Annotated in this window: 8 protein-coding genes and 1 pseudogene; 1 reads left to right on the forward strand and 8 read right to left on the reverse strand. The window is 75.6% G+C overall.

The genetic code is table 11. From position 1 onward, the window contains the following. Nucleotides 1–37 precede the first annotated feature (37 nt). Nucleotides 38–2,836, forward strand: a complete 2,799-nt coding sequence (locus HP550_RS00790; RefSeq protein WP_175345696.1) for an AfsR/SARP family transcriptional regulator — start codon at nucleotides 38–40, stop codon at nucleotides 2,834–2,836. Here the strand turns inward: HP550_RS00790 and HP550_RS00795 are convergent. The 8 genes and pseudogenes from HP550_RS00795 to HP550_RS00830 all read right to left on the reverse strand — a co-directional run. Further along, nucleotides 2,763–3,863: a zinc ribbon domain-containing protein gene (locus HP550_RS00795; RefSeq protein WP_175345697.1), complete on the reverse strand. Its 1,101-nt coding sequence runs from the start codon at nucleotides 3,861–3,863 to the stop codon at nucleotides 2,763–2,765. The genes HP550_RS00790 and HP550_RS00795 overlap by 74 nt on opposite strands. After that, nucleotides 3,860–4,390 carry a phage tail protein gene (locus HP550_RS00800; RefSeq protein ID WP_210767490.1) on the reverse strand — a complete coding sequence of 177 codons (531 nt, stop codon included), beginning with the start codon at nucleotides 4,388–4,390 and terminating at the stop codon, nucleotides 3,860–3,862. Before HP550_RS00800 ends, HP550_RS00795 begins: the two co-directional genes overlap by 4 nt. 10 nt (nucleotides 4,391–4,400) lie before the next feature. Beyond that, nucleotides 4,401–6,344 carry a putative baseplate assembly protein gene (locus HP550_RS00805; RefSeq protein WP_175345699.1) on the reverse strand — a complete coding sequence of 648 codons (1,944 nt, stop codon included), beginning with the start codon at nucleotides 6,342–6,344 and terminating at the stop codon, nucleotides 4,401–4,403. 1 nt (nucleotide 6,345) lies between these two features. Further along, the gene (locus HP550_RS00810; RefSeq protein WP_175345700.1) at nucleotides 6,346–6,765 is read right to left on the reverse strand and encodes a GPW/gp25 family protein; all 420 of its coding nucleotides are present in this window, start codon (nucleotides 6,763–6,765) and stop codon (nucleotides 6,346–6,348) included. Nucleotides 6,766–6,789: 24 nt separating this feature from the next. After that, the gene (locus tag HP550_RS00815) at nucleotides 6,790–8,625 is read right to left on the reverse strand and encodes a VgrG-related protein (RefSeq protein ID WP_175345701.1); all 1,836 of its coding nucleotides are present in this window, start codon (nucleotides 8,623–8,625) and stop codon (nucleotides 6,790–6,792) included. Further along, a complete protein-coding gene (locus HP550_RS00820; protein ID WP_175345702.1) occupies nucleotides 8,612–9,472 on the reverse strand; it encodes a CIS tube protein in 861 nt (286 codons plus the stop codon). The genes HP550_RS00815 and HP550_RS00820 overlap by 14 nt, the downstream gene beginning before the upstream one ends. 6 nt (nucleotides 9,473–9,478) lie before the next feature. After that, nucleotides 9,479–9,931, reverse strand: a complete 453-nt coding sequence (locus HP550_RS00825) for a phage tail protein (RefSeq protein WP_175345703.1) — start codon at nucleotides 9,929–9,931, stop codon at nucleotides 9,479–9,481. A 22-nt stretch (nucleotides 9,932–9,953) separates the two neighbouring features. Beyond that, nucleotides 9,954–11,559: pseudogene (locus HP550_RS00830) on the reverse strand (hypothetical protein); the annotation flags it as partial.

The following is an 11,559-nucleotide window of genomic DNA, read 5'->3' on the forward strand; positions in this document are numbered from 1 at the left end:
CATGCCGGGCACCGCCCAGGGGGGGCCGGAGGCTGCGATGGCGCAGGGGATGCAGGCCGTCGCCGCTGCCGTGATCGAGTCGGGTGTGCCGGCTGCGCGGCGGGGCGTCGTTCGTCGCGCGCTCATGAGCGCGCTCGACGACGTGCTGGAGGCGGGGACGGGCATCGTCGTCGGACCCCGCGGGTCGGGGAAGACGACGGTGCTGGCCCAGTGGGCTGCCTCGTGCGGGCTGCCTGTGGTGTGGGCGCGCTGCACGCGCGCGGGGATCTCGGTGCGGTCGGGCTCGCGCGCGGTGACTCTCACGCCGACCGAGGTCAGCGGGGTGCTGAGGGCCTGCGCCGGGCCGACCCTGCTGGTGCTCGACGACGTGCACGAGCTCCTGGGCGCCGGTGCCGCTGCCGAGCTGGAGCAGCTGTTGCTCACGTCGGCACCCACCGTCCACGTCGTGATGGGAACGCGACGCCAGCCCACGTTCACGCTCGCCCGTTCCGAGATCGACCCGCCCGTCGTCGTCACCGGGGCGGACCTGCGGATGCGCACGTGGGAGGTGGACCGGCTGTTCCGCGACGTGTACGGGCACCCGCTGACGACGGACGACGTGGAGACGCTCACCCACGAGACGGAGGGGTGGGCTGCCGCGGTCCACCTGTTCCAGCGGGCGACCGACGGCCTGCTCCCGGCCGACCGCCGCCGGGCCGTCCGGTCCATGCGGGGCGACCCGCACTACGCGCGCGACTACCTCGTCGGTGAGGTGCTCGCGGAGCTGGATCGACCGCTGGTGCAGCTGCTGCACTGGGGCTCTGTGTTCGACGAGCTCACCGCCGACCGCTGCGACGCCCTGACCAGGGAGATCAGCGGGGCCGACGGCGCGCCGCAGGCAACCGGGCTGCTGCGCGAGCTGGAGTGCACGTGGTCGCTGGCGAGCACCGAGGACGGTGTGCACTACCGGTTGCCGCGCGTGCTGCACCAGCACCTGCGGGCGGCGCACGCCGAGCACCTGGGTGCCTCCGCGCGGATCTGGCACGACCGCGCGCAGGCCGTCCTCGCCGACGAGCCGCCGCCGCGCACCGACGCCGGACGCGCCGCGACGTGGGCCGAGTTCGACGGGATCGAGGTCCCGGTGGACGGGCACGAGTGGGTCGGGCTGGTCCGTGCCGCCCTCCGCCGCGACCCGGCAGCGCAGGCCGAGCGGGCCCATCGGCTCGGGGGGACCGGCGGTGCGCTCGCGGAGGGCCTGTGCCTGCTGCTCGCGGGACGGCAGCACGAGGCTGCGGCACCGCTGCGGCGGGCCGCCGCGGACCCGGACGGGCCGCGGCCGCTGGTGCTCGGTGCCGCGCTCGCCGAGGCCGCGCTGGCCGGCGGCCGTCTGGGTGCGGTCCTGCGCACGATCGACCGGGTGCAGGGGGAGGCCGACCGGCAGGGCCTGACCTGGCTGGCCCGGTTGGCGCACGGTCTCATCGTCGGGCTCGACGGCACGGGTGCCGCTCGCGCGCAGTCCCGCGCGTTCGCCGCCGACCGGCAGGCGGACCACGACCCCTGGGGGTCTGCGCTGGTCCTGACGTGGTCGGCGCTCGCCGGCCTCTCGCTGGGCGCGGCCGAGCCGGACGCCTGGGAGGAGCTGGTGCGGCGGTGGCAGGCGCTCGACGCGGCGGTGCCCGCGGCGTGGGCCCGCGCCTGCTACGCGGTCACGGCGGCCGCGCAGCAGCTCCCGGACGCGGGGCAGGACGCACGCGTGGCGGAGGCCGTCGCCCGCGCGGCCGGCGTCCCCGGTGCCCTCGCCTACGCGTACGCCGCGCTGGCGGCCACCGACCCCGAGGACGGTGGCGAGCTGGCCGCTCTGGCCGAGTCGTCCGGGCTCGAGACGGGGGTGGACATGCGGCCGGTCCGGGCCGTCGGGCTGTGCGGCGGGCGGGTGCCGGTCCGGCCGGCACCCCCCGCGCGCGTGCCGGCCGTGCCGACGCCCGTGGGTCGTCGTGTCGGTCCCGGCCCGGCCGAGGCGGAGGACCGGGCGCCGGAGCTGCACGTCCGCTGCCTGGGGGAGTTCCGGGTGGCCGTCGACGGCTCGGCGGTGGACCTGTCCGGGGTGCGGCCCCGGGCGCGCAGCGCGCTGCGCATGCTCGCCCTGCACGCCGGCCGACCCGTGCACCGCGAGCAGCTGGCCGAGGCGCTGTGGTCGGAGCTCGACCCGCGGGCGGCGATGCACAACCTGCACGTCAGCATCTCGGCGGTGCGCCGGGCGCTCGAGCCGCGGGTGCCCACGCGCTCCAGCCGACTGGTCGTCCGCGACGGCGAGGCGTACACCCTGGTGCTCCGGCCGGGGTCCCGGTGCGACGTCGACGAGCTGGAGCGCGCCGTCCGTGGCTCGGCGCGGCGGCGCGCGACGGGGGACAGCGATGCCGCCGCGGACGAGCTGGGGCGGGTGCTGGACCTCTACGGCGGGGACCTGCTCCCGGAGGACGGGCCGGCCGAGTGGGTGGTCGCGCCGCGCGCGCGCCTCCGCCTGATGGTGGCCGACGCAGCCGCCGACCTGGCGCAGCTGGAGCTCGACCGCGGACGACCGGAGCAGGCGATCGCGGCGGCGGCGCGCAGCATCGAGCTCGACGAGTGCCGCGACCACGCCTGGCGCCTGCTCGTGGCCGCCTACACGGCATCGGGGGACGCGGCCGCGGCGCACCGCGCGACGTCCGGCTACCGCGCGATGCTCGACGCGCTCGGCATCCCGACCCTCCCGGCCACCCCTGCCCTCGCGCCGTCCGCCGAGGTCACGTCCGGCCGCGGAACTCCACCTCGGCGATCGCCACGTACGTCTCCGGTGTCGCCCGGTACGTGGAGCTGATCGTCAGGCGCACACCGACGACGTCGTCGATGCCGACGGCGGCGCTCTGGAGCCCCACCCGGTCGGCGAGGGGGATCTCGACCACCTGCTGCGTGCCGGCGGCGGTGATCGCCGTCAGAGTCAGCACCTGCGGGCTCGAGCCCGTCAGGTACTCCTTCTCGACGGTCGACGCACCCGCGTGGACGATCACGCGGGTGAGCCGGAACGGCTGCGCGAACGGCAGGTCGAGGTACTGGCCCACGCCGTCGCCGGGGTCCGCCGGGCTCCAGGCGAGGTTCGTGGCACCGTCGCGGGCCTGCGACGCCGGGCGGTCGGCGCGCGCGCTCGACGCGACGACGTCGGTCGGGTTCACGGCGACGTTGCCCTGCACCCGGTCGACCACGGTGATCCGGGCGCGCTCGATCTCGGGCCGGAAGGCGAGCCCGAGGCCGACGAGTGCGCCGAGGACGACCACCGCGACCACCGGGCGCGTCGGGAAGCGTCGCCGGCGCAGCGTCGGGCGGTAGCCGGCCACCGGGCCGTGCTTCGGCTCGGGCCGCCACAGCCTGCTCCACCACGACCGGCGCGCCTGGACGCGTGCGTCGGCGAGGCTCGCTCCGCAGCGCCGGCAGAACTTGCGGCTGGCGGCGTTGCCGGCGCCGCAGGTCCCGCACACCAGGTCGCCCGGGGAGGGCTCAGGCTCGTCGAGCGCGGCCGGTCGTGGCGTGGGTGCCGGCTTCGGCACACCGGGGCGGACGGCGGCGGGTTGCTGCGACCGGGCCTCCGGGGGTGCGGGAGGCGGTGTCGCGAGCAGCGCTGCGGCGGCGACGGGTGCGTCCTGCGGTCCGGCCTCGCGGCGCGCCGGGGGCGCGGTCTCGTTCGGGAGCGCGGTGGGCGGGGGCTCGGTCGCCGGTTCCTCGGGGGGTGCGGCCTCGGCTCCCGGCGACACCTCCGGCGCACCGGCGTCCCACACGAGGTACGCGCCGCACACGCCGCAGAACTGCTCGTCGGCCTTGCTGGCACTGCCGCACTGCGGGCAGACGATCACGGCTCCTCCTGGACGACCTCGAGGGTGAACGGGACGTGCGCCGCACAGACCGCGCGGATGACGCGCTCGACGCGCCGCCGGTCGACCTCGCCACGCGCGGACACCCGCACCTGGAGCGCGGGCTCGGCCGACCCCGGGATCGGGCCGAGGGGAGCCGCCGACCACGAGCAGCCGCCGTTGTCGCGCACCTGCACGTCGCCCTCGACGACCAGCCGCACGGCCTCCGCGACCCCGCGTGCCGTGCCTCGCCAGCGGTGCACGGACGCGGCGTGCGCGACGATCTCGCGGCGCCGTTCGGTCGTCCACGTGTCGTCCGGCTCGATCCCGACCCAGCCGCACAGCCACTCGAGGAAGTCGGCGGGTGCCAGGTGCGGGTCGACGTAGCAGGCCAGCGCGTCGAGCGTGAGGTAGACGGGCGCGAGGGCATCGTCGAACGCGCCCGTGAACCGGTGCAGCAGGTCGTCCTCCTGGAGCACGGCGGGCAGCCGGGAGCTCACCGGTACCGGTGACGTCAGGCCCTCGACCATGCCGCGCACGTCAGGGCTCCAGGACCCGGACCTGGTGGCGGAACGAGAAGACGAGCGCGTGCGCGTCGAGGTCGATGCGCTGGAGGGGCTCGCCGCGGCGGCCGGTCAGCGGGTCGGCCGCGAAGAGCTTGACGTCCTCGACGAGCTCGGTGCCGGGCAGCCGTTGGAGCACCGCGTAGACCTCGCCGGCCTGGACCGGCCGACCGAACGGCCACCCGACGCCGTCGGGACCCCCGCGGAGGGGGTCGAAGTAGCGGTTGAGCGCGCGGACGGCCTCGGCCTGGAGCAGCGGCACCGATGCCCGTGGACGTGGGGTGATGCGCGCCACGACGGTCACGCCCTGGTAGAACGGCGGCTCGACGCTCACGCGCGCACCGACGGGGCGGCGGTCGTCGAGGTGCTCCGCGATCGCGGCGAGCTGGGCGGGGTCCGGCACGAGCTCCTCGAAACGGAGGGCGCCGTCGGCGTCGGCAACCGCGGCGGGCACGACCAGCACGCGCACGCCGCCCGCGTCCGCGCCGTCGCCCGCCGCGACGCACCGCACACGCGCGACGCCGGTCACGGCCGCACGCGCGAGCTCCTCGTAGTCCTCGGCGGTGACGGCCCTGTCCCGGACGCGGAGCGCGAGCGGCCCGCGCTCCTTGGCCTCCTCGATGGTCTCCGCCGCGACGCCGCCGGACGCCGGGCGGCGGTTGGAGACCCGGTCGACGAAGGGCACGGTCCCGCGGAGCACCTGCACGGTGCCCGCCGCGACGTTGCCGCCCGGACCGCCTCCGGTCCGGTAGCGCGGCACGCGCAGCGGGGCGCCTTTCGGAGGTACGGCGCCGTACGCGCGCAGCGTGCCGTCCGGCTCCCGGACGGCGGGCGCCAGCTGGACCTCACCCGCGGCGCGGTCGACCACGAGCACCTGGTCCTGCTCGTCGTGCCCCGCGAACGAGTCGACCTCGGTCCAGGTGTCCCACCCGGACCCGGCAGCGACCTCGAGCGTGAGCGGAGGGCCTGCCACCACCGGCCGGTGCTCGAGCGGGAACACCTGCCCGTGCACGCCCTCGGACAGCCCGATCACCTCGTCGGTCACCGTATCGGCGTGCACGGCGGCCACCGTGCCGCCGATCGTGAACGCGCTCGCCTCCCGGACGGTCGGCGACGCGCTGTAGGGCGAGTAGTCGTCGTCGGGGGGCACCACGCGGCAGCGCAGCCAGCCTGCGCGCCGGTCACCCAGCACCGACGCCGTGTGCGACGCCGGCACGTGCAGCACGACGTCGCCTGGGCGGTTCAGCCCGCCCGTGCCGTCGCTGTCCACCTCGCACGCCACCCAGCCGTGGCCGTCCCACGCCTCCCAGACGAGCGGCGGGTGCCGCGGGTCGACGCCGACGCCCTGCACGTCGGAGTCGAACCGCAGGACGACCACGCACGACGGGGCGCTGTCGTCGAGACCGAGCAGCAGCACGTCGCCGAGCTGCGGCTGGTCGGCGAACACGGGAAACGGCTGACGGAAGCCCAGCTGCTCGTCGTGCCCCACCGGCTCGCCGCCCGGCCGCTGCGTGAGCAGGTGCGCGAGGTGCCGCGGGGGGACGTGCAGCTCCACGGTGGTGGTGAAGACCACGGCCTCGTCGCGCTCCGAGTGCGCCGTCGCCACCTCGGTCCCCTCCGGCACGACGACCGTCTCCTCCTGCGGGGCGGACAGCCACATCGTGACGTCCGCGGTCGCGGCGGCCGCGGGGTGCAGCCGGACGCCGAGCAGCTCGAGGAAGGCCACGTACAGCCGGTCGGGCACCCGGTTCAGGCGGTAGAACAGCTCGTCGGTCATGAACGCGACCGTCTCGATGAGGGTCACGCCGGGGTCGGACACGTTGTGGTCGGTCCACTCGGGGCAGCGGCGCTGCACCATGCGCTTCGCGTCGTCGACGAGGTCCTGGAAGCGGCGGTCGTCGAGGTTCGGTGTGGGCAGCACGTCAGGCTCCGATGCTCGTCGCGGGGCGCTCGTCGGGGATCGTGTAGAACGGGAAGACGAGGTTGCGCGGGTCGTTCGTCCCCCGCAGCGCGTAGTGCACGTCGATGTACAGCACCCCGTGCTCCACCTCGTCGTACCGCACCGTGACGTCCCGCAGCTCGATGCGCGGCTCCCAGCGGTCGAGCGCGACGCGCACCGCGTACGCGACCGCCCCCGCGGTGGAGGCGTCGGCGGGCGCGAACACGTAGTCGTGCACCGCGCAGCCGAACTCGGGCCGCATGGGGCGCTCGCCCGGTGACGTCGCGAGGATCAGCCGGATGCTCTCCTCGATCTCGCGCCCCTCGCGGGACAGGGCGATGCGCCCGGTCGCGTCCGTGCGCACCGGGAACGCCCAGCCGGCCCCGACGAACTCCTGTCCCACGTCGCCGCTCCTTCCCGCCGTCGTTCAGTTGATCTTGACGATCGCGCCGCGGATGGTCGTCGTCGCACTCGCGGAGAGCTCCGCGGTCGCCGTCGCCGACACCTTGACGTTCGGCGCCGACACCTCGGCGCTCGCGGTGCCGTTGACGGTGACCTTCGGGGCCTTCAGCGCGATCGACGACGTGCCCTCCAGCACCAGGTCGGTCCCCTTGACCGTGACCTTGCCGGACGGGGTGCTCACCTCGATGTCCTTCTGCGCGGTGACCTGCACGTTCTTCTTCGCCGTCACCGTCACCGGGCCCTCGGAGATGATCTCGATGCTCGCGTCCGGCTTCTGCACGAGCCGCACCTTCTGCGCTCCGCCGTTGGTGCTCAGCACCAGCTCCTCCCCGTCGGGCTTCTCCAGGTGCTCGACGCGCATCCCCGTGCGGGAGACGAACACGCGGCGCTGCACCTTGCCGTCGTTGGCGTTGACCTGGTCGGGCTCGGGGGTGTCCTTGCCGTTGTAGAGCCCGCCGAGGACGAACGGGTGCCCCATCTCCCCGTTGCCGAACGCGACGAGCACCTCGTCGCCGACCTCCGGCAGCAGGGCGGTGCCGCGTCCGGCGCCCGCCCCCGGGGCCAGGGTCCGCGCCCACCCGCTCTCGTACTGGTCGGAGTGCACGGGGAGCTTGACCTTCACCCGACCGAGGTTCTGGGGGTCCTTGATGTCGGTGACCACCGCGCTGAGCACCCCGGGCGTGGCGGCAGGATGTCCCGCCCCGACGACCGAGCCGTAGAGGGACCGCTCGGACGCCCCCGCCACGGTGAACGACGTGACGTACCCGGTGTCCGCGGTGAACTCGTGCCGCACCGCGCTCAGGGTGTACCGACCGTCGAACGGGCTGCCCATCCCGCGCAGCGTGACCGGCTCCCCGGCCCGCATGGCGGGGTTGCCGTGCGCCGCGCCCTCCAGCTCGGCGAACCCGGCGGCGATCCGGTCGGCGAGGGCCTTCGCCCGTGCGTCGCACTGTCCCTGGTCGGCCACCGACGGTGCCGGCTGCACGTAGCCGGGGCTGGAGAAGGAGCTCGCCAACGTGGCGGGGTCGGCGTCGGCCAGCGTCACGGTCGCGGTGGCCGCCGGCGCGACGGCCACGACCGCCTTCTTCTGCGCGACGTCCCAGCCCCGCACCTCGACCTCCGGAACCTGGCCGGCGGCCGTGACGGTCGAGCGCAGCCACTGCACGTTGACGCCCTTCTCCAGCACCAGCGGGTTGGTACGCGCCCCGTCGCCGCCGGCCGGTGCGGTGGACGCCTGCGCCGGACGCGTGAAGTCCAGGGCTCCCTCGACCACGCGGACCACGGCCCCGCGCTGCGCGGCCAGCGACCCGAGGAAGTCCCAGTCGTTCACGTTCTCCTGCACCGTGTGCTCGAGCACGCCGCCGCCCGTGTTGCACGTGCCCTCCTTCAGGCCGGCGCGCTTGGCCACCTTGCGGGCGATCTCGTCGGCGGTCATGTTCTGGTACGCCTCGATGCGACGGCCGCGGAACAGCCGGTGCGACCGGTCCAGGCCCCGCACCACGGTGTGGAAGCCGTCCGCGTCGAGCTCCGCCTCGAGCGCTGTGACCTCGCCGTCCAGCAGCGGTGCCGGTCCGCCGGGGCCGCTGTTCTGCACGCGCAGCCGGACCTTGGCGCCGATCGTGAGCTTTCCCTTGGCCAGGACGATCGCGTGCTCGTCGCTGAAGCGCAGCACGAACATGTCCGGCACGTTCCGGCTGCTGTCCACCGACCCGCTGACCAGCAACGCCATTACGTCGACCGGCAGCGGCGAGCCCTCCACCTCGACCAGCAGGGACGCGCTGTGCTCCTCACCGTGGGGCACCGGCCACCTCCCGACCGCGTGCGGGCGCCGGCACAGGGAGGCCCGGGACCGGGAGCCGGCTGCGCGCCGACGGGGACGCGGGTCGCACGAGCTCCTCGGCGGTCGGCAGCAGCAGGCGCTGCCCCGGCCGCAGGCGGGACGGGTCGTCGACCTTGTTCACGTCGGCGACGGCCCGCCACAGGGACGCGTCGCCGTACTCCGCGTACGCGATCCCGGCCAGCGAGTCGCCATGCACGACGACGTGCTCGCGGTACGGCACCCGGCCGCCGGACGTCGGGTTGGTGCCGGGCGGCTCACCCGCGAGCTCCTGGAGCACCACGGTGCACACCGCGCGCACGGGCAGGCCGGCGGGGGTGAAGAGCGTGTACTTCGCCTGCACGCTCTCGATGTACGCCAGGAAGCCCGTGACCCCGCCCCACCGCAGCTGGACCCACGGCGGCGAGTCCTTCTTCTGCCCGTGCGACGCGTCGGTCGGCACGCAGCACCGGAAGAGCTGCTCGACCGTCTTCACCACGTAGTCGTCCTGCGTGCGTCCCGGCGCGAAGAACACCGACGCGTCCAGGAACATCTCGAGCGTCATCTTGGACGGCTGCGGCCCCTGGTACTGCGGCGGGCTGGCCTTCGTGCTGCCCTTCGTCGTCGGCCGCGTCCACTTGGCCGACTTGCTGAGGGTGAGCTCCTTCGGGTTGAACTGGAAGTCGACCGTCCCGATCAGGTCGCCCGGCTTGTCCAGGGAGCCGTCCTTCGAGGGTTCGTGCAGCTCGAGCATCGCCTTCTTCAGCGAGCCCTGCGAGCCGCTCGCGGCCGTGGCAGCGCCGGCGTCGAGCCCGGTGGGGGTGCCGCTCATGGTCGCTCACCACCCCGCGCCGTCGTGGAAGCCGTGGTGCGCGAGCTCCAGCGTCTCGGTGGCCACCTTGGCGTTCTCGGACGTCAGCGACGGACCGGTCCAGCGCACCGGAACCACCCCCTGCAGGTTCCACGTCACGATCTCCTGCCCGGACGTCGACTGGGCGGTGATGGTGGCCGTCGTCGCAACGAGCCCCTGGCTCACCTTGGCGAGCCAGCGCGCGACGTCGCCGGTGCCCTCGCCGAGCGGCCGCGACAGCTTCACGTTGGGGTACTTCAGCCGCGTGGGGAGCTGCCAGATGCCGGTGTTGAACCCGCCCTCCTCGCGGCTCTCGAGCACGACCTCCACCCCCAGCCCCTCGCACGAGCTGAAGCTGCCGAGGCTCTCGCCGTCGACCTTCACCAGGTAGGACACGCCGACGGCGGTGTCGACGTCCTCCAGCACCTTCACGTCCGCCATGGTCGGCCTCCCGTCGTCCCGGTCACAGGTCCACGCGCACGCCGCGGCGCTCGCGGTCGACCAGCAGCTGTCCTCGCACGCGACGCAGCAGCGGCGGCGTCAGGCGCCGGGCGAGCTCGTCGAGGTCGGCGGCCGACGCCGCCGCGAACGGCGAGGGGGATCCGCCGCGCGGGCCCGGTTCCGACGCCGGCTCCGGGGGAGTGACGGCCTGGACCGTCGGCGGTTCCGTGAGGGTCTGCACGGCCTCCTCCGGGAGCGCGTCGGTCTCGCCCGCCGACGGCCCCGCCGCCCTCTGGACGGGGTGGGCCGGCATCGCGACGACGGCGTCGACGCGCTGTACGGGCAGGGGCTGTACCGGCATCGGTCCGGCGGCCGCGGGACTCGCCGGGGGCGTCACGGCCAGCCGGCTGTCCGGGGTGCGTGGCATCGCGGCGGAGGACGGGGCCGGCGTGGCGAGCGCATGCAGCGACACGGGTGCGGGCACGGGTGCGACGTCGGCGCGCTGGACGACCGCGGACCGGGATGGCGAGACCGGCGCCGGGCGACCGGCGTGGGGAGCGAGCGTCGAGGGCGGCCGCGGTGAGGTGGCGAGCAGCGGAGCGCGGGCGACCGAGAGCAGGGGGGCGCGCTGGACGACCGGCGTGCCCGGGCGCGACGGGCCGCTCGTCGTGGGGGCCGGATCGCTGGGCAGAGGCAGCACGTCGAGGAGCCCGGTCGGTGCCTCGTCGAGGTCGGGGGCACCGTCGGCGACCGCGCGAGCGACGACCGGCAGCCCCGGCCCGGGGGCGTCTGGCAGCTCGGGTGTCGGAGCGCCGGAGCGCTCGACGGCAGGCCCGGTCGTCGGGCTCGGCGGGCTGATCGTCGGCGGCACGCTCGAGCGTTGGAGCAGTGGCGCGGTCTCCGGGGCGGCAGCGCCGGCGGGCGGCGGCGGGCTGCTCACGGGCCGGACGGGAAGCCCCGTCGTCGGGCTCGTCGCGCGGACCGGTGCGCCGCCACCTCGGACCGGTGGCGCGACGGTCGGGATCGTTCCGCCGACCGTGGGTGGGTCGATGCTCGCGCGCTGCACCAATGGAGCGGCCGTGGGGCTCGCGCCGGGGCCGCCCGGGTGCGGGTCCGCAGCGGGCCGGACCGGTGCACCTGTCGTCGCCGGTGGCTCGCCGGCCAGGTCCTCTCCCGTGCGGTGAGCGATCTGTCGGGCGACGACCGGCGGCTCGAACGCGGGGGAGGGGATCGTGGCGGGAGCGTCACCGGTGGGCCGCGGCTCGCCGGTGACCGGGAGCGCCGTCAGCAGGTCGCCGAGCGGGCCGGTGGTCGGGGTCGGCGTCGGGTCCGGCGCGTGTGGCGCCGTCGCGGCGGCGGGCTGGTCGAGCGGCTCGGCCGGCTGGACCGGGGGCTCGGCAGCGGGCGGCGACGGCTCGGTCGGTGCGGTGCCGGACGGGTCGGCCGAGCGCTGCACGAGAGGCAGGTCGACCCCGACCTCGAGCCGCGGTGCGACAGCCGGCTCGGGCGCACCCTGCGCCGGGCGCTCGCGGGCGGGCGACACCGTGGCGGGCGGAGCGACGCTCGCCGCCTCGCTCGCCCGCAGCGGTGCGCCGAGCCCGATGCGGCGCTGGACCGTCGCGGGTGGG

The organism is Cellulomonas humilata (genome assembly GCF_013359775.1).
Taxonomy (GTDB): Bacteria; Actinomycetota; Actinomycetes; order Actinomycetales; family Cellulomonadaceae; genus Cellulomonas; species Cellulomonas humilata.